Origin of the sequence: Streptomyces sp. MAR4 CNX-425 (assembly GCF_048656465.1) — a bacterium.
GTDB lineage: Bacteria > Actinomycetota > Actinomycetes > Streptomycetales > Streptomycetaceae > Streptomyces.
Window position 1 is genome coordinate 446965 of the sequence record NZ_JBMDLF010000003.1, and the last position, 18230, is coordinate 465194.

Below are 18230 nucleotides of genomic sequence, written 5' to 3' on the forward strand. Positions count from 1 at the left end.
CGCCCTGGGTTCCCGCCTCTTCCCGCGTCCGGCCGTAGGCCGTCGGTCAGGCGGCCGTCTTCAGCGGCAGCACCGCCCGTACCCGGAAGCCGCCGCCGGGCCGCGGGCCCGCGTCCAGCTCGCCGCCGGTCATCCCCACGCGCTCGCGCATGCCGATGAGCCCGTGGCCCTGGCCGTCGGCGCCACCCTCCTCGTACAGCTCGGGCAGCGAGCCCCGGCCGTCGTCCTCGACCAGCACCTCCAGCTCGCCGTCCCCGTACGTCAGCCGCACCGCCGCGCCCGCCTGCGGCCCGCCGTGCTTGCGCGTGTTGGTCAGCGCCTCCTGCACGATGCGGTACGCCGCCAGCTCGATGCTGCTCGGCAGCTCCCGCGGCGACCCGGCCACCTCGAACGACACGGTGAGCCCCGCGCCGCGCACCTGCTCGACCAGCTCCGCGAGCTGCTCCACGCCGGGCTGCGGCACGTACTCGCCGCCCGCGCCCGGGTCGCCGGTGCGCAGCACGCCGAGCAGCCGACGCATCTCCGCCAGCGCCTGCCGGCCGGTGCCGGAGATGGTGGTGAGCGCCTCCTTGGCCTGCTGTGGCGCGCTGTCCAGCACGTACGCGGCGCCGTCGGCCTGCACGACCATGACCGACACATTGTGCGCCACGACGTCGTGCAGCTCGCGGGCGATCCGCGCGCGCTCGGCCGCGACCGCGATCCGCGACTGCGTCTCCCGCTCCCGCTCCAGCCGGGCGGCGCGCTCCTCCAGCTGCGCGTAGTAGGCGCGGCGGGTGCGCAGCGAGTCGCCGAGCACCCAGGCGAGCAGGAACGGGACGGTCAGAAAGGCGAGGGCGACGACCTGCCCGACGACGGTCTCCTCGGTCTCCCGCCAGCGCAGCGCGTTGATCGCGGGCGCGGCGGCGGCGCCGACGAGCGCCAGCCGCGACGCCCAGGGCACGTCGCCGGCGGCGACGGTGAAGATGACGACGAGCATGGCGAAGTTCGCCGGGCCCGGGGCCGAGTCCAGCGCGACCTGGGCGACGCCGAGGGCGCCGGCGAAGAGCAGCATGCGCTCGGGCCTGCGGCGGCGCAGCGCGACGACGACGGCGTAGCCGATGCCGATGACCAGCGCCACCGTCTTCTCGACGTCGGTGACGGGGGCGTGCGGGTTGCCCTCTTCGGTCATGTCCACGGTGACCAGCCAGCCACCCGTCATCACGACGAGGCAGACAGCCCAGAAGCTGTCGACCAGCGTCGGATGCCGGCGGAGGAAGTCGTAGACACGTTGCACGTCACCCAGCGTAGGCATGCGCGCGTAAGCGGGAGTCAGTCCCCGGGGCGATCCCTGGTCGATGCAACTACTCCGCAGGGTGGAGGATGCGCCTGTGGAGAACGGTGGGACGCGGGGACGGGACGCGGGGGCCGAACCGGGCCGGGCGGGCGAGGCGGGCACCACGCGCGCGGGAGGCCCGCTGCGCTGGCGGGAGGCCATGCGGCGGGCGCTGTACGGGCCGGAGGGCTTCTACCGCCGGCCCGGGCCCGGCGCCGGGGCGGCGGGCCACTTCCGTACCTCGGTGCACGCGTCACCGCTGTTCGCGGCGGCGGTGGCGGAGCTGGCGGAGCGGGTGGCGGTCGCGCTGGGGCGGCCGGCGGAGCTGGACGTGGTGGACGTCGGCGCGGGGCGGGGCGAGCTGCTGACGGGGGTGCTGGCGGCGTACGAAGGGCCGGGGCGGCTGCGGGCGTACGCGGTGGAGGTCGGCCCGCGGCCGGCGGGGCTGGACGAGCGGATCACCTGGCGGGCGGAGCTCCCCCACAGCGCTCCGCGCGTGGGCGGTACCCCCACCGCGGGGATACGGGGGCTGCTGTTCGCCAACGAGTGGCTGGACAACGTGCCGGTGGACGTCGCGGAGACGGACGGGCGGGGCGTCGCGCGGTACGTGGAGGTCGCGGCGGACGGCACGGAGCGGCTGGGCGCGGAGGTCGGCGGCGCCGACGCGGAGTGGCTGCGCCGCTGGTGGCCGCTGGACGGCGCGCCGCCGGGCAGCCGGGCGGAGATCGGCGCCCCGCGCGACGCGGCGTGGTCGGCGGCGGTCGCCGCGGTGACCGCCGGTCTCGCCGTCACCGCGGACTACGCCCACACCCGGGCTGCCCGGCCCCCGTACGGCACGCTGACGGGCTTCCGCGACGGGCACGAGGTGCCCCCGCGGCCGGACGGCGAATGCGACGTGACGGCGCACGTGGCGCTGGACGCGGTGGCGGCCGCGCCGGAGCGGGACGGGCGGCCGCTGCTGCTGTCGCAGCGGGAGGCGCTGCGGGGGCTCGGGCTCGACGGCACCCGGCCGCCGCTGGCGCTGGCCTCCAGCGACCCGGCCGGCTATCTGCGGCGGCTGGCCGCCGCCGGGCAGGCCGCAGAGCTTCTCGACCCGGCGGGGCTCGGCGGCTTCACCTGGCTGGCCCACCACGTCGGCATCGCCCCGGTCCTGCCCTGACGCGGCGGGCACCGCCCGGCCCGTACGCCCGCGCCCGCATCTCACCCCTGCGGCAGCGAGTCCAGCTCCACCTCGGCCCGGTCCACCGCCCGCGCGTCCGCGTCGATCGACCGCCGCAGCGCCTCGTGCAGGCTGGCCGGCGTCAGCACCCCGGCGAACCGCCCCGTCTCCTCGTCGTCCAGCACCGCGATCCACCCCGCGTCGTACTGCAACATCGTCGCGAACGCCTTCTTCAGGCTCGCCCCCAGCGGCAGCCAGGCGTCCATCCGCCGCGCGTAGTCCGAGACGATGCCGCCCCGGGCGATCTCGTCCGCCCCGACCCAGCCGTGCAGATCGCCCGCCTCGTCCAGCACGACCGCCCAGCGCGCGCCCCGGGCCCGGAGCGCCGCGGACGCCTCCCGGGCGTCGTCGTCGAGCCGGACCACCGGCGGCTCCTCCAGGTCGCCGCGCTCGATCTCCGTGACCGACAGCCGCTTCAGCCCCCGGTCGGCGCCGACGAAGTCGGCGGCGACGGGTCGCGGGCGCGCCCAGGACCGCGGCCGGCGAGTCGAACTGCTCGATGCTCCCCGTCCCGAACACCGCGATGCGGTCGCCGAGCCGGACCGCCTCCTCGATGTCGTGCGTGACGAAGAGCACGGTCTTGCGCATCCGCGCCTGTAGCTTCAGGAACTCGTTCTGGAGGTGCTCCCGCACCACCGGGTCCACCGCCCCGAACGGCTCGTCCATCAGCAGCACCGGCGGATCCGCCGCCAGCGCCCGCGCCACGCCGACGCGCTGGCGCTGGCCGCCGGAGAGCTGGTCGGGGTAGCGGCGGCCGTGTTCGTCCGGGTCGAGGCCGACCAGGTCCAGCAGCTCCGCCGCCCGCTCCCGCCGCTTGGCGCGCGGCCAGCCGAGCAGGTGGGGCACGGTGGCGGTGTTGTCGAGGACGGTCTTGTGCGGGAAGAGGCCGACGCTCTGGATGCAGTAGCCGATGTGGCGGCGCAGCTCGACGGGGTCGGTGGCCATGACGTCCGCGCCGTCGACCTCGATGCGGCCGGCGGTCGGCTCGATGAGCCGGTTGACCATCTTCAGGGTGGTCGTCTTGCCGCAGCCGGACGGACCGACGAGCGTCACCAGCTCGCCCTCGGCGGCGTCGAACGACAGGTCGCTCACCGCGTCGGTCCCGTCGGGGTACCGCTTGGTCACGTGCTCGAATCGGATCATGTTTCCTCATTCTGCCCCGCCGTCCGGCCCTGCTGTCAGCGGTGGAGGGTCTAATGGAGCTGCCTACGGGAAGGAGGGGTGGCGTGAAAGCCTCCAGCTGCCTGGCAGCGAACGAGTGGATCTGCGGGGAGTACGTCCGCAGCCGCAGCGACGAGCTCGTGGACGCCACGGTCCAGCACGTCTGGATCACGCTGGCCTCCGTGGCGATCGGCCTGCTGATCTCCTTCCCGCTGGCGCTGGTCGCCCGCCGCTGGCGGGTCCTGACGGGCCCGGTGCTCGGCCTGACGACGGTGCTGTACACGATTCCGTCGCTCGCCATGTTCTCGCTGCTGGTCCCGCTGATGGGTATTTCGGCGTCCGTCGTCGTCACCGGTCTCGTTCTCTACTCGCTGACGATCCTCATCCGCAACCTCCTGGCGGGACTCGACTCCGTACCGGCCGAGACCCGGGAAGCGGCCCGCGGGATGGGGTACGGGCAGACGCGCCTGCTCTTCGCCGTCGAGCTGCCGCTCGCGCTGCCCGCCGTCATGGCCGGGCTGCGGATAGCGACGGTGTCGACGATCGCGATGACGACGGTCGGCGGCATCATCGGCTACGGCGGCCTGGGCAACCTCATCGTCGAGGGCATGCGCAGCCTGTTCAAGGCCCAGGTGCTCACCGCGTCGGTCCTCTGCGTGCTGCTCGCGGTGCTGGCCGACCTGCTGCTCCTGGGGCTCCAGCGGCTCCTCACGCCCTGGGCGCGGACACGGCGGCGCGGGAGCGGTGACGGCGGCGGGGTCCGCGCGCGTGCGCGGGCGGCCGCCGGGCGGCGGCAGAAGGAGGCGGCCTGATGGGGACCATCGCGGACGCGTGGACGTGGCTGACCACCGGGTCGAACTGGTCGGGGCCGAGCGGCGTCGGCGTACGGCTGGGCGAACACCTGTACCTGACCGGCATGTCGCTCGCCATAGCCTGCGCCGTCGCGCTGCCCGTCGCGTTCTGGCTGGGCCACATCGGCAAGGGCGGCACCCTCGCGATCAACATCTCGAACGTCGGCCGGGCCGTGCCCACGCTCGCGGTCCTCGGGCTGCTCATGCTCACCCCGCTGCGGATGCACGGGGACTGGCCGACGGTCATCGCGCTCGTGCTGTTCGCGATGCCGCCGCTGCTGACCAACGCGTACGTGGGCATCCGCGAGGCCGACCGGGACGTGGTGGAGGCGGCGCGGGGCATGGGCATGTCCGGGCCGCAGCTGCTGGGCCGGGTGGAGCTGCCGCTGGGCTACCCGCTCGTGATGACCGGCCTCCGGTCGGCGACGGTGCAGGTCGTCGCCACGGCCACGCTGGCGGCCATCGCGGGGGGCGGCGGCCTCGGCCGGATCATCACCGCCGGCTTCCGCACGTACAACACCCCGATGGTGGTGGCCGGCGCGTTCCTGGTGGCGGTGCTGGCCCTGGTGCTGGAGGGCGTCCTCGTCGTCGCCCAGCGGCTCCTCGACCCGATGCGCGGCCGCAACGGCGGCCGCCGCGGGCACGGACGCCGTACGCCGGCGGGCCCCCCGGGGGCGCCCCAGCCGCCGGGGACGGAGGAGACGGACGTACCGGCGAAGAAAGAAAAGCCGGCGCCGGCGCCGCTGTAGGGTGCGGCGTCACGTCACGCCGCACCCCGGCGGGCGCGCAGGACACCGGCATTCTCCTCCGGAAGCCCCTCGAACCGCCCGCCTCGAATATCAACTCCCTAAGGACGGAGAATCCCTTGATCACCAACCGCGTTCGAGCCCGCGCCGCCGCCTCGGTGCTGGCCGCCGCCGCCCTGACCGCGGGGCTCGCGGCCTGCGGCGGCGACAGCCTGGAGGAGAAGGGCGGCTCGGACTCCGCGGACGACGGCAAGTCGTCCCTGGTCGTGGGCCAGGCCGGGTTCACGGTCTCCACGGTGACCGCCGAGCTGTACTCGGCCCTGCTCACGGACGCCGGCTACGACGTCACGATAAAGAAACTGGAGAACCGCGAGCTGTACGAGCCGGAACTGGAGAAGGGCAGCATCGACGTCTTCCCCGAGTACGCGGCCACCCTCGCCGAGTTCCTCAACGCGAAGGAGAACGGCCCCGAGGCGCCCGACAAGAACCCGGTCGCGTCCAACGACGTCGACGAGACGGTGGCGGCGCTGCGGAAGCTCGCCGAGCCCCGCGGCCTGACGGTGCTCGACGCCGGCGACGCCGTCGACCAGAACGCCTTCGCCGTCTCCAAGGACTACGCCGCCGAGAACGACCTCAAAACACTGAGCGACCTCGGCAAGACCGGCGACCCCATCCGCCTCGCGGCGGGCGACGAGTGCCCGGAGCGCCCCTTCTGCGAACCGGGCCTGGAGAAGACGTACGACATCGACATCACGAAGATCGACCCCCTGGGCGTCGGCACCCCGGCGGGGAAGCAGTCGGTCCAGGACGGCACCAACCAGCTGGCCCTGACGACGACCACGGACGCCACCCTGGACCAGTTCGACCTGGTGCTGCTGGAGGACGACAAGGGCCTCCAGAACGCGGACAACATCCTCCCGGTCCTCAACGCCGACGCGGCCTCCGACAAGGAGATCGGAACCACGCTGGACAAGCTGACCCGGGTGCTGACGACGGAGGACCTGATCGAGCTGAACCGCAAGGTCGACGCGGAGCGCATGAAGCCGGCGGACGCGGCGAAGGAGTACCTCCAGGAGAAGAACCTCATCGACTCCTGACCCGCCCCCGTCCACCCGTCCCCCCTGCCCCGCCGGCTCACCCCGCCGGGGCAGGGGTCCCTCCGCCGGCCGCCCCGGGAGGCCGGCCTCTGTGTCGTTGCGGTCGCGGCGCGGAAGGAACGCCGACGTCCCACCGCCAAGCGGTACCCCTCACGGACCGGACTCGAAAGCGCTCCGGTTCCTCCTCCCTGCCCTTCCTCCCGTGGAGTCGCCGACCGTGCCCTGACAGCCCGCTGCTCTCACTCCGGAGGCGTGGTGAAACTGACGGTCTGCATGATTGCCGCGGTCATCTCGCAGAACTCGCCCCAGTGGTCCAGAGCCGTGGTGTCGAGTGTGAAGACGGCGACATAGGGGCCCGTGGGAAACGGGACGTGAACCTGGATCTGCGCGGCGTGGAGCTTCGTCTCCGCCCCCTCGGCCGCGAGTTCCTCGGGCACGGTGAACTCCCGCAACGTAATGCAGGACACCGCGGGCCCGCACGGCAGATCCACCCACCTCGCATCGTTCATCGGATCCCGGACCAGCACCTCCCGTATTCCGGTGGCCGCCGCCTCCGCCGACCGGTGGCGGGACTCGACGCCCGCCGCGGTCAGCGTGCAGTGCACAACGCCCCCGTCGTCACGCGCGAAGAACCCCATCGCGGAGTAGGAGAGCCCGCTCCGGCCCATGAACTCCCCCACGGCGCCGTAGTACGGAGCGGAGGCGGCCCAGAGCGCGTCGTCACCCTCGGGGTAGAGCTCCCGTACGAAGGTGTCGGCAAGCGCGGTGCGCTCCTCGGGCGTGGCGGCGATGGGCAGGGCGTGGAAGCCGTCGGGGACGGTGAACCACATCGGTGGGATTCCGGTCCCGGGCGGGATCGCGGTGAGGTCTTCGGGCGCGTTCATGAGGCGGGTCCCTGAGGGTCGGCGGAGGCGAAGTCACCGGGGTCGTAGGCCCGTTTGCCGTCACGGTCCATGATGGCGCTCGGGCCGACGGCACCGGAAATGGCGTCAGCCCGCTGCGCCCATGCCTGGAAGAAGTAGTTTCCGCTCGGTCTGCGGGTGACGTTCCAGCCGTCGTAGTCGGTGGGATCCCGCTCGTTGTACCGTGCGTCAGCCGCCACGCATTCAGCGATGGCGGCGAGTTGCCCGGGGGTTAGCTGTTCCTCGGGAACAAGCTGCGGTGGGGCCTGAAAATGCCGGACGAACTGCTCTACCGAGTTCTCGTCGTCCGAATGGAGGCGGCACCACGAACCGTCGGTGAAGTCGACCCGGATGTCGCGCTTCTCGTTGCTGAACCGCTGTCTTTCCACGCGCCCGATGTCGGCCCGGTCGATTTCGCAGAGCACCTCGTCACGCGAGGGATCCTCGTCGGGGAATCCGACAAGGACCAGCCGCTGGTCCGTCGCGATGGCGTGGCTGCCGTATTTCTTCGCACGCCGCTGCGGGTCGAGTTGCCACGGCAGGCGGCGAGCGACGGCGCCCGGCGCCGCCCACATGACGGGGAAGTCCTCGACCTCGTTGGCCGGGTCCTCCGGGCGGCCGCGCAGTCCGGGGCCGAACGCGCCCATGGTCACCGCGCTCAGGGCGAAACTCACCACCATATGGACTCCCACCGACGCCCCACGGCCGGCGCGCCGCGCGCTCCGGCCGGCCCGGTCGCGCACGACGTATCGCGGACCTTCGGGCCATCCGGGTAACTCGTACTGGATGTCCCGGCGTTCGGTGTCACGGAAAAACCGCATACCGGAGACGGGCGCCGCCACCCCGGTGGCGAAATCCATCGGCCCTCGGTACAGGAACGTCTCACCCGGTCGGGGATACCAGGCCATGGAACTCCTCCCTTCGTCAGCTGAACGCACCCTGCAAACGGTCTCCCAGACTCCCTACCGGATCGCCGGGAAGGTGCTCGACAATCGGTGCGGCCAATTGCGGGGCCACCTTGGTTCCCGTATCCAGGAGCCGCCCGCCCACGGACATCGGGTCGACGGCCACCCTTCCCCCGGTGACGATGTCCAGGCCCATGCTGCCGAGCATCCGCCCGCGGCGGGTGGGCTCCGTGATCGCGGCGAGCTTGGTGTTCACCTTGCTGAAGTCGTCCGCCACCATGAAGACGTTGTGGTTCTTCCCCCATAGCGCCACGCCCTTGCCGGCGATGGTGAGTTTGAGGCCACCCTGGACCGTGCCGGCCAGGTCTCCGGTGGAGACGATGTTGCGTACGCTCCCCACCCGCCGCATCGCGAAACGCCCGCCCAGTTGGGCGACGCGCGCTTCCGCCGCGCCGCGGCCCACGATCTTGACGCCTTTGGCGAACAGTCCCATACCCGGGATCAGCCCGAGGGCTTCCAACCCCAGGGTCGCCCAACTGACGTCCGCCCCCGCCGCCTTGGCCACTCCGTGGGTCAGCAGCGTCAGACCGGCGTAGACCAGCGCGGCCGACGCGAAAGCCGCCCCGATCGGCGGGAAGGGCGCGGTGGCGATGGCAAGCACGGTCAGCGCGGCGGTGACGTAGCCGAGAACGTCGCCGATCGCTTTGATCAGGTCCGCGTGGTCCTGGACCCAGTCGAGGGTGTCCCCCAGGACGTCCGACACACCGCTCGCGATCCGGTCGAACAGCCCCGGCTCGTCCGGGGCTATGCCCGCCGCGGTGTCCAGTTGCCGGCAGATCGCGTCGGCCGAGCGGAAGTAGCGCTCCCGCAGCTCCTCCGCCCGCTTCCGTACCTCTTCGAGCGCGTCGCCCGCCGCCTCGGCGGCGGCCTCCCGCTTCTCCTGCTGCTTCTTCTCCCGCTCCGCCTCGCGGTCGTCCGAACCGCCCCCGCCCCGGCCGCCCTCCTCCACCGGGGATTCGAGGTACGGCTTCGCCGCCGCGGCGGCCACGAGGCCCTGGGCCTCCTCAAGAGCCTCCTTCTTCCGCCGCGCCTCACGCTCCAGCCCCCGCGCCTCCTCCTGGAAGCCGTCCAGGTCCCCGGCCCAGCGCCGCAGCGCGGTCGCGGCCTTGTCGAACGACTGGTGCGCCCGCTTCATGTCGGGCGCCACGTCCTCCGCCACGTGGTCGGTGAACGCCGCGGCGGCCTTGCCCTTCCACTGGCCGCCGTCGATGCGGTCCAGCTCCCGTACGGTGGTGCCCAGTTCGTCGGCGAGCTTGTCGATGGCCCGGGACAGCTGCCGCGTGCCGTACACGTCGCCGGGCGCCGGGTCGAAACCGAGGGTGGGGAAGTCCTTGTCGCCCACGTCAGCTCCCTCCCTTCCCCTTGGGCTGAAGCGCCGCCTCAAGCTCGCGCTCCAGGCCGTCGAAGTCCTTGGCTATCTTCCGCAGCATCTGCGCCGCCCCGTCAGCGTGCTTCCCGAGCTGCTCGATGCCGTAATCCCATTCGTCGGCGAAGTCCTGTACCTGCTTGATCAGCGTCCAGGCTCCGACTACCTCGCTGTCCGCGCCTTTCATGGACCGGCCGGCGCGGTCCATACGTTTGGCGATGGTGGCAAACGTGTGATGCAGCTCGTTTAGAGTGTCACCCTTGATCTTTAAGTCAGCCATTTCGTTCCTTTCCGGGTTCGACGCACCGGGCAGCGCAAGCCGGTGGGCAATGCGGCTGCGGCCGATGACCGACGGCTCAGCAATCGGTCATCGACTCACGGCCTGTGCGGAAGATGCCGTCAACGGCATGCTCTACGGCTTGATCGACGACGGCAGGCGGCGCCGACGTCAGCAACGGGGCGGGCAGGCCCGGGCCCCAGGTGTCCCAGCCCGCGAAGAAGTAGTGCTCACCGAGCCATACGCCGGATGCGCCGCGTCCCGCCGTTCTCGAGGTGGCGGTCGTCAGCTCGCGGATCAGCCGGCGGGTCTCGTCAGCGTTCGAGGTCTCGGGTCTGCTGCTCCAGCTTCCCAGCCAGCCGGTTCCCGGCGGGATGTCGGCGTCGCGCAGGCACACCCAGACCCGTTCGGCTGATTCCCGGTCACCGCGGAAGGCGTAGGCGACCAGGCGGAGTTCGTCGTTGATAGGGGTAGAGATGAGAATCGGCCTCATACACGATCCCACTTCAGTATTCGATGCTGCGTAGCCACCGCCTCTGGCGGCGAAGAACAGGCCCTTTGTTACTCTCGCGACCGGTCAGCGGACGACGGACTGGACTTCTCTGACGGTGACGTCCTGCTCGCTGGCGAACGTCCCGGAGGGCAACTCCGTGGGTTCGGGGTTGTTGGTCCCGGTCCAGCTGACGACCCAGGTGACGGAGCCTTCGAACTCGTACGGCCCGGTCGCCTCGGTGGATCGGAGGTACTGCACACCGCACGGCGGCGGCTCTTCGGCGCCGGGCGGCCGCTTCTCACCGACGGTGCCGTCGTCGTTGAGGGGGCATTCGCCGGATTCGGGGAAGGTGACGGCGTCATCGGTGCCGGGGTCGATGTGCAGGCTGCCGGGGGTGGCGGTGGTGGTGGCGGAGATGCCGAGTGCGTCGACGGATGCGGTGACGGACACGGGCTGGAAACCGGCGTCGTCCAGGGACACCCAGGTGTGGAGGTTCACCACCTGGCGGTCGCCGGCGGGTTGCAGCGTGGGGGTGGCTTCCGGGATGCGGATCTGCTCGTAGGCGAGCTGGGCGAGGATCTCGGGGTTGATGGTGTTCTCGATCTCGGCGGGCGGCTCGTCACCCATGTCCACCCAGAAAGGCATCTCGGCACAGTCCGAGGAGGCCTGGCTGCTGTCCGCAGTGGGGTTGGTGTATGCACCCCACCAGTAGCCCTTGTCGTTCTTCTCGACATTGAACGCGCCGTGCTCACCGTCGACGTACTTGTCCTTCATGGCGTCGGCGTTGCCCGCGTCATGCTGAGGGCTCAGGTCGACCATCCCGTCGAGCCGGGTTTGCGCTGCCTCCTCCGCCGTCCACTTGGGCGCGTACCAACAGGCTGGTGGCGACCAATCGCTCATCGGCGTCAGCGATCCACCGGAATTTTCGCCTGAGCCCGTACTGGTCGAGTATGAGATCTTTCCGCCGGCTGCTGCCGAAATAGTGTTGTCCGCGGCCTGGCCTTCCTCAACCGGAGCTGCACCAAAGTCTCCGGCGCCACCCTTTCCCCCTCGTTGTGCAGCAGCAGGATCGGATAACAGCCCGAGCACCGCGAGGGCCGAGCCTAAAGCCACGAAATAACGCCTCACGGCTTGCATTTCGCCGCACCTCGATCTGAAATGACGTTGACCGTCTGCCAGACACCCTGTTCGTTCTGCTCATGGCGCGTGTTGTACAGCACGTACGGCTTTGTTCCGGCGGACGTCTCATTGTCCGCCTCACCCGTCTTGGCATCGATGAGATAGGCGTCGCGCTCGTCTGCGCAGTAGATAACGACTGCCGCACCATCGTCCCGGAAACTCACTTGCCGATCGAAGTATCGGGTGGTTCCGGCCCACGCGTGATTGTCGTCCAGGTAGCCCTTGATGAACTGGGTCGCCTTCATCCTGCCGATATCGGCAAGGAAGAAATTGAGGGCGTCCGTGTCAGTGGAGCCGCGGAAGATTGCGTCGTCGAGGGCGTTGACCATGTCTGCGTTGTCCGCCAGGACCGCGTCCTTCTTCGGGTCGCCGGTCTCGGTGTCCTCGAACACGTTCTTCGCGTCGTCCGGCAGTTCGATCTCCGGTCTTCCCGCGGCGGAGTCGCTCGGTGAGGGCGACGGGGTGGCCGAGTCGGCGCCCTTGATCTTGTCGTCGGCGTTCGCGTTGTCGTCGTCGCTGCCGCCGCAGGCGGCGAGGAGCAGACTCAGTGCGGCAACGGCCGCCGCGGCGGCGGGGAGAGAGCGGCGCTTCACTTCGACTCCGGGGATAGGGGGATCTCTGTGTGTCGTGACGCTATCGAAGGTTGATCCAGTTGCACCAGCGTCGAATTTCCGTCACCTATTGCCTCTTCCGGTAATGATGGAATTTCATTTGGCGCTGGCTCCGGGCCAATCAATTCCTCTCATTCGCTCCTCCCGTGTTGACCGTGGCTCCCGGTCCGGTCCGCCCCGGGCCCACCGGGTCGGCCTCCGGGGTGGCCGGGGGACCGGGATGGTGGGTGGGTGGGACGTAACCGGCGGGAAACGATCGGTTCGGGGCTGCCCATTTGGGGCATCTGCGCGGTAAGTTGCGGCCATGTCTCGTGGACGCCATCGCTTCTCCTCGCCGATGCGCGGGCTCCTGCTGCCCGTGTCGTTCGCCGTGGTCGCGCTGGGCTGCGCGGTCGCGGCGTGGCTGGTTTCCGGGGACGGGCCCGCCGTGCGCTGGCTCGCCGTGGGGGCGGCCGGGGCTGCCGTGGGGGCCTCGGCCTTCTGGCGGTTGCGGGATCGGATGGCCGCGTTGCAGGTCGCCGAGGCCACCGGGGCGCGGGCGCGGGCCGAGCGGCGGCACGAGGAGCGGGTCGCCGAGTTGAAGAGCGATCTCGAAGAGGCCCGGCGTATCCGGGGGGAGTTGGAGAAGCGGCTCGGGTCGCGGCACGTCGACCTCGCGCGGCTGCGTACGGATCACGCGGCGCTGCTCGCGCGCTACGCCACCGCCGAGTCCGAGCGGGCCGCCGCGCTCGAAGGGCGGCGGCAGCTGGCCATCGAGGCCGCGACGCCCGCCAAGGAGCTGCCGCCCGCCGGGGGGCAGCCGCAGGCGCGGCCGCCTTCGCTGAGTTCGTACCTGCGCGCCTCCCGGGCCCTCGACGACCTCGCGGGCAACGCCGCCCGCCAGGGCCACGGGCAGAGCCACGAGCAGGCGCCCGCCGGCGACGCGGGCGGCTTCAGCTACTTCACGCGCGCGGCCAAGCGGCCCGTACCCCCGGGGCAGCGTTCCGGGGGGAGCGAGCCGGCGCGGGACGGGCCGAAGCGGGCCGCCGCGGCGGGCGGCGCTCCGGCCGGCGGGCCGGCGGCGGGCAGCGGCCACCGGCGTACGCCCGAGGAGCCCGGTGACGCCGGTGCGGACCTCGCGGACGTCGTCGGGCCCGAGGTGCTCGCCGAGGCGGAGGCGGAGGCCAGGGCGGACGAGGGGGCCGTCGCCGCTCCGGCGGGTGACGGCGACGACCCCGACGACGACCCCCACGGGCCGGTCGGGCGCGTCATCGACCTGGAGCAGGCCAGCTGAACGGGGATTCGCCCCCGTTCCTCCTCACTTGTCGATGTCCCCGACCACGAAGAACATCGACCCGAGTATCGCCACCATGTCCGCCACCAGCGTCCCCGGCAGCAGCTCGGTCAGCGCCTGGATGTTGTTGTACGAGGCGGAGCGCAGCTTCAGCCGGTACGGCGTCTTCTCGCCCTTCGACACCAGGTAGTAGCCGTTCAGCCCCAGCGGGTTCTCCGTCCAGGCGTACGTCTCCCCCTCGGGCGCCTTCAGCACCTTCGGCAGCCGCTGGTTCACCGGCCCCGGCGGCAGCTCGGCCAGCCGGTCCAGGCAGGCGTCGGCCAGGTCGAGGGAGTTGTGCGCCTGCGCCAGGAGCACTTCGAAGCGGGCGAGGCAGTCGCCCTCCTCGCGGGTCACGACGCGCAGGGTGCCGTCCAGTTCCCCGTACGCCAGATACGGCTCGTCGCGGCGCAGGTCGAAGTCCACGCCGGAGGCGCGCCCGATGGGTCCGCTGACGCCGTACGCGTGGACGGTCTGCGGCGGGAGTACGCCCACGCCGCGCGTACGGCCGCGGAAGATCTCGTTGCCGAGGACCAGCCGGTCGAAGACGTCCATCCGCGCGCGTGCCGCGCGTACGGCCGCGCGCGCCCGGTCCGTCCAGCCGGCGGGCAGTTCCTCCTTCAGGCCGCCGACGCGGTTGAACATGTAGTGCATCCGGCCGCCGGAGACCTCCTCCATGACGGCCTGGAGGTCCTCGCGCTCGCGGAAGGCGTGGAAGATCGGGGTGATGCCGCCGAGTTCGAGGGGGTACGAGCCGAGGAACATCAGGTGATTGAGCACCCGGTTCAGCTCCGCGAGGAGCGTACGCAGCCACACCGCCCGCTCCGGCACCTCCATCCCCAGCATGCGTTCGACCGCCAGGACCACGCCGAGTTCGTTGGAGAAGGCCGAGAGCCAGTCGTGGCGGTTGGCGAGGACGATGATCTGGCGGTAGTCGCGGGCTTCGAAGAGCTTCTCGGCGCCGCGGTGCATGTAGCCGATGACCGGCTCGGCGGTGACGATGCGCTCGCCGTCGAGGACGAGGCGCAGGCGCAGCACGCCGTGGGTGGAGGGGTGCTGCGGGCCGATGTTGAGGACCATGTCGGTCTGCTCGGCGGCGCCGCCGACGCCGACCGTCAGGGGGGCGGCGGCGGTGCCTGCCGCGGGGGCGGCCTCTCCGGGTGCGGCGGGGGCGGCGGGGGCGGCCTCGTCGGCGGCTCCGGTGGGCGCGGCAGTCATGGCGCCGAGCCTAGTGGCCGTACGGACCGTGCCCTAGGCCCGCGGCGGGGCCCCGTCCCCCTCGTCCTCGTCGTCCGGCAGCTTGCACACCCGCTCCAGGAAGAAGGCCGCCGCCACGACCAGCGCCGCCGCGACCACCGCCAGCGCCGCGTACACCACCTGCGAGCCGCGCGTGCCGTAGTCCAGCCCGTCCAGCACCAGGAACAGCCCCAGACCCGCGTACAGCCCCGCCACGAGCGCCGACACCAGCGCGCTCGCCTGCCCCAGCACCACCGCCCGCGCCGCCATCATCGGGTCGACGCCCTTGGCCTGCGGGTCGCGCTCGCGCTGCGCGCCGAGCCGGGCGCGGATGGACAGCGCCGTCGCCGTGAGGATCGTGGCGATCAGGGCCAGCACCACCGGGGCGGCGACGGGGACGCTCGGGAGCGTACCCACCGAGTTCCACAGCCGGGAGCCCGCCCAGGACAGCACCCCCGCCACCACGAAGATGCCGGCCAACACCCCGATGCGCAGTTGCCTCACCGAATGCGCTCCTCCCAGAACTCCCAGAGATCGTAGCCCCGAAGGACCTGCGGAAGCGCTCAGTCGGGCAGTCGCAGTTCGAGATCCGTACGCTCCTGCACGCCCTGCCGCCCGACCTGCGCCAGCAGCTGGGCCACCGGGCCGTGCCCGGGCAGCTCGGCCGCGGCGTCCACGTCGTGCCACGGGACGAGGACGAAGGCGCGCTCGTGCGCGCGGGGGTGCGGCAGGGTCAGGGCGGGGTCGTCGGAGACGACGCCCTGGTACGCCACGATGTCGACGTCCAGCGTGCGCGGGCCCCACCGGGTGTCCCGTACGCGCGAGAACGCCTCCTCGACCGCGTGTGCGCGCTCCATGAGGGAGGCGGGCGGGAGGGTGGTCCGGACGAGGAGGACGGCGTTGAAGAACGTCGGCTGGCTGCCTTCCTCGACGCCCCAGGGGGCCGTCTCGTACACGGGAGAGACGGCTTTGACGCGGAGGCCGGGGGTGTCTTCGAGCGCGTCCACGGCGCCCTGGAGGGTCTCCAGGCGGTTGCCGAGGTTGCTGCCGAGGGAGAGCACGGCGCGTTTCGGGTTCTGCAGGGTCGAGTCGGCCGCGTCGACCTGCTCGACCACGGAACGCGGCACTGGCTGCACGGTCGGGTCGCTGCGATTCAAGATCAACCTCTGCTTCGGGTGATGGTGATGGTCACGTCGTCGAACGGCACGGTGATCGGCGCGTCCGGCTTGTGCACCGTCACCTCCACCTGCTGCACGGGCGGGTGTGTCAGGCACTGGGCGGCGATCCGCTCGGCGAGCGTCTCGATCAGGTCCACCGGCTCGCCCTCGACGAGGGCGGCGGTCTCTTCGGCCACGACGCCGTAGTGGACGGTCTGCGCCAGGTCGTCGTCGGCGGCGGCGCCGCGGGTGTCGAGGTGGAGGACGAGGTCGACGACGAAGGGCTGGCCCTCGGCGCGCTCGTGCGCGAAGACGCCGTGGTGGCCGCGGGCCCTGAGGCCGCGCAGCGCGACTCGGTCGGCTACGGTCATGGCTCGCCTCACCTCCTGCGGTATGCGTTCCGGTCGTGTCCGGTGCGCAGCCTGTGCCGCGCGTGCTGCGGGCAGCGGGCTGCGTGCCGGTGGCTGACGCTGTTCGGTTCGGTTCGGTTGATGCGCGGTCACGGGTGGCCGGGGGCTCGGCGGCCTGGTGGCCCACGGACGCCGTCACCGTGCCGCCGCGATGCCCGGCCCCGACCCCGGGCCCCTCGATCGAATGTACCTGCGGCTGCTGACAAGCCGTACGACCGGGGCCGCCGCGACCGGCCGATCCCCCGCCCCCACTCCGGCCGCGCCTACCCGGAGGGTCGACGGGACAGCCGTATGGGGAGTGACGTCGACTCGAACGGGCTATGAACGCGACCCGGGTCTTGGGAGACACCCGCCGACGTCCCGCCGCCGGATTCCCGCTGGGCCGACCCCCGTACACCGTGTACACGGGTCGCCACCCGTTACCCGCACTCCCGCCCCAGGGTAGGCCGCCGCGCTGACATCGACCGATGGGTGCCGGGGGGCGCGGGGGCGCGGGGGCGCGGGGGCGCGGGGGTGCGGGGGTGCGCGTGCGGGTGGGGGGTACGCGGGCGGGTGCGGGTGCGTGGTCCGTACGCCGGTGTGGTCGCGAGGGCACGCGCGTGGTCCCTGCGCTTGTTCTACGCCCCCTCCCGCCCCGCTACGCCCCGCCGGGCCCCTCCAGCGCCGACGCCACCCGTACCGCGTCCGCCGTCGGCCGCACCTCGTGGACCCGTACCGCCCACGCGCCCTCCCGCGCCGCGATCGCCGACACCGCCGCCGTCGCGGCGTCCCGCTCGCGCGCCGGGGGCGGGGACCCGTCCGGCCCGGCCAGCACCCGCCCGAGGAACCGCTTCCGCGACGCCGCCACCAGCAGCGGCCGGCCCAGATCCGCGCGCAGCCGCGGGAGGCTGTTCAGCAGTACGAGGTCGTGCGGCGCCCCCTTGGCGAAGCCGAGGCCGGGGTCGGCGATGATCCGCTCGAAGGCGATCCCGCCGGCCACGGCCCGGTCCAGGCTGCGGCGCATCTCGTCGACGACCTCGGTGACGGTGTCCTCGTAGACAGCGCGGTTGTTCATGTCGATGGACTGTCCGCGCCAGTGCATGACGACGAACGGCACGCCCGCGGCCGCGACCGCCGGCACCATCGCGGGGTCGGCGAGGCCACCGCTGACGTCGTTGACGAGCCGGGCGCCGGCGGCGACCGCCCGCTCGGCGACGGTGGCGCGCATGGTGTCGACGGAGACCAGCACGCCTTCGGCCGCCAGGCCCCGGACGACGGGCAGCACGCGGCGCAGCTCCTCGTCCTCGTCCACGCGGGGCGCGCCGGGGCGGGTGGACTCGCCGCCGACGTCGACGATGTCGGCGCCGGTGGCGACAAGGTCGATGCCGTGCTTGATGGCGGTCGCGGGGTCGAACCACAGGCCGCCGTCGGAGAAGGAGTCGGGGGTGACGTTGACGACGCCCATGACGGCGCAGCGGCCGAAGTCCGGCAGCCCCGCCACCTGCCCCCTGCGCGCATGGGTCATAGCACCAGCGTAGGCGCCTCCGGGGCGACCGGACCCGGCGGGGAGGCGGCGGGGGGCGTGGGACGGGCGCCGGGGCGGGCGCCCGGGGGCGCGGCACGGGACGGGCCCGGGGGCGGCCCGGCGGGCGCACGGGGGGCCTGGGGCCGGGGCGCGCAGCGGGACCTGGGGCGGGCGCGCGGCGGGGCCTGGGCGGGGCGTACGGCAGGGCCTGGGGGCGGGCGCGCACGGCGCGGCCTGGGGCCAGGCGCACGGCGGGCATGGGGCGGGGCGTACGGCGGGCCATGGGGGCGGACGCCGCACGGGGGCCTGGGGCACGGAGCGAGGGGCACCTGTACGGCGGCGAGGGGCAACCGCACGGCACGAGGGGCGGCCTACGGCTGCGCACGACGGCGTACGGCTGCGTGGAGCAGCCAGCGGCTCTCGGCTTGCTGG

The 18230-nt window shown here is 72.4% G+C and carries 18 protein-coding genes and 1 pseudogene; 5 read left to right on the forward strand and 14 right to left on the reverse strand.

The features are described from left to right. Positions 1–46: 46 nt before the first annotated feature. Positions 47–1273: a sensor histidine kinase gene (locus ACHZ99_RS11705; protein WP_420304402.1), complete on the reverse strand. Its 1227-nt coding sequence runs from the start codon at positions 1271–1273 to the stop codon at positions 47–49. A 94-nt stretch (positions 1274–1367) separates the two neighbouring features. Between ACHZ99_RS11705 and ACHZ99_RS11710 the strand changes: the two genes are divergently transcribed. Further along, positions 1368–2471: an SAM-dependent methyltransferase gene (locus tag ACHZ99_RS11710; protein WP_420304403.1), complete on the forward strand. Its 1104-nt coding sequence runs from the start codon at positions 1368–1370 to the stop codon at positions 2469–2471. A gap of 41 nt (positions 2472–2512) precedes the next feature. Here ACHZ99_RS11710 and ACHZ99_RS11715 read toward each other — a convergent pair. After that, a pseudogene (locus ACHZ99_RS11715) lies at positions 2513–3674 on the reverse strand (ABC transporter ATP-binding protein). 83 nt (positions 3675–3757) lie between these two features. Here ACHZ99_RS11715 and ACHZ99_RS11720 point away from each other — a divergent pair. From ACHZ99_RS11720 to ACHZ99_RS11730, 3 genes are all read left to right on the forward strand, one after another. Next, positions 3758–4504 carry an ABC transporter permease gene (locus tag ACHZ99_RS11720; RefSeq protein ID WP_420304404.1) on the forward strand — a complete coding sequence of 249 codons (747 nt, stop codon included), beginning with the start codon at positions 3758–3760 and terminating at the stop codon, positions 4502–4504. After that, on the forward strand, positions 4504–5292 hold the full coding sequence (locus ACHZ99_RS11725; protein WP_420304405.1) for an ABC transporter permease: 789 nt from the start codon (positions 4504–4506) through the stop codon (positions 5290–5292). The genes ACHZ99_RS11720 and ACHZ99_RS11725 overlap by 1 nt, the downstream gene beginning before the upstream one ends. Positions 5293–5447: 155 nt before the next feature. Further along, positions 5448–6386: an ABC transporter substrate-binding protein gene (locus ACHZ99_RS11730; protein WP_420304690.1), complete on the forward strand. Its 939-nt coding sequence runs from the start codon at positions 5448–5450 to the stop codon at positions 6384–6386. Between the two features lie 239 nt (positions 6387–6625). On the opposite strand, the gene ACHZ99_RS11735 is transcribed toward ACHZ99_RS11730, so the two are convergent. The 7 genes from ACHZ99_RS11735 to ACHZ99_RS11765 form a co-directional block, all read right to left on the reverse strand. Further along, complete coding sequence (locus ACHZ99_RS11735) at positions 6626–7270, reverse strand: hypothetical protein (RefSeq protein WP_420304406.1); 645 nt, start codon at positions 7268–7270, stop codon at positions 6626–6628. Beyond that, positions 7267–8148, reverse strand: coding sequence for a hypothetical protein (locus ACHZ99_RS11740; protein ID WP_420304407.1), 882 nt, complete (start codon positions 8146–8148; stop codon positions 7267–7269). The genes ACHZ99_RS11735 and ACHZ99_RS11740 overlap by 4 nt, the downstream gene beginning before the upstream one ends. Positions 8149–8212: 64 nt before the next feature. After that, positions 8213–9595, reverse strand: coding sequence for a WXG100 family type VII secretion target (locus tag ACHZ99_RS11745; protein WP_420304408.1), 1383 nt, complete (start codon positions 9593–9595; stop codon positions 8213–8215). Position 9596: 1 nt separating this feature from the next. Continuing rightward, entirely contained in the window at positions 9597–9899 is a 303-nt protein-coding gene (locus ACHZ99_RS11750) for a hypothetical protein (RefSeq protein ID WP_420304409.1), read from the reverse strand. A 76-nt stretch (positions 9900–9975) separates the two neighbouring features. After that, positions 9976–10389 carry a hypothetical protein gene (locus tag ACHZ99_RS11755; RefSeq protein ID WP_420304410.1) on the reverse strand — a complete coding sequence of 138 codons (414 nt, stop codon included), beginning with the start codon at positions 10387–10389 and terminating at the stop codon, positions 9976–9978. Between the two features lie 84 nt (positions 10390–10473). Further along, on the reverse strand, positions 10474–11289 hold the full coding sequence (locus ACHZ99_RS11760) for a hypothetical protein (RefSeq protein ID WP_420304411.1): 816 nt from the start codon (positions 11287–11289) through the stop codon (positions 10474–10476). Positions 11290–11513: 224 nt separating this feature from the next. Continuing rightward, positions 11514–12161 carry a hypothetical protein gene (locus tag ACHZ99_RS11765; RefSeq protein WP_420304412.1) on the reverse strand — a complete coding sequence of 216 codons (648 nt, stop codon included), beginning with the start codon at positions 12159–12161 and terminating at the stop codon, positions 11514–11516. Positions 12162–12483: 322 nt separating this feature from the next. On the opposite strand from ACHZ99_RS11765, the gene ACHZ99_RS11770 reads away from it, so the two are divergent. After that, positions 12484–13452 (forward strand): hypothetical protein, encoded by a 969-nt coding sequence (locus tag ACHZ99_RS11770; RefSeq protein WP_420304413.1) that lies wholly within the window; start codon positions 12484–12486, stop codon positions 13450–13452. Positions 13453–13476: 24 nt separating this feature from the next. Here ACHZ99_RS11770 and ACHZ99_RS11775 read toward each other — a convergent pair whose 3' ends face one another. The 5 genes from ACHZ99_RS11775 to folP form a co-directional block, all read right to left on the reverse strand. Beyond that, positions 13477–14571 (reverse strand): NADH-quinone oxidoreductase subunit D, encoded by a 1095-nt coding sequence (locus ACHZ99_RS11775; protein WP_420304691.1) that lies wholly within the window; start codon positions 14569–14571, stop codon positions 13477–13479. A gap of 171 nt (positions 14572–14742) precedes the next feature. Next, complete coding sequence (locus tag ACHZ99_RS11780; protein ID WP_420304414.1) at positions 14743–15231, reverse strand: DUF3180 domain-containing protein; 489 nt, start codon at positions 15229–15231, stop codon at positions 14743–14745. 59 nt (positions 15232–15290) lie between these two features. Next, positions 15291–15884 (reverse strand): 2-amino-4-hydroxy-6-hydroxymethyldihydropteridine diphosphokinase, encoded by a 594-nt coding sequence (folK, locus tag ACHZ99_RS11785; RefSeq protein ID WP_420304415.1) that lies wholly within the window; start codon positions 15882–15884, stop codon positions 15291–15293. Positions 15885–15886: 2 nt separating this feature from the next. Further along, complete coding sequence (gene folB / locus ACHZ99_RS11790; protein WP_420304416.1) at positions 15887–16255, reverse strand: dihydroneopterin aldolase; 369 nt, start codon at positions 16253–16255, stop codon at positions 15887–15889. Between the two features lie 676 nt (positions 16256–16931). Further along, positions 16932–17798, reverse strand: coding sequence for a dihydropteroate synthase (folP, locus tag ACHZ99_RS11795; RefSeq protein WP_420304417.1), 867 nt, complete (start codon positions 17796–17798; stop codon positions 16932–16934). Positions 17799–18230 lie beyond the last annotated feature (432 nt).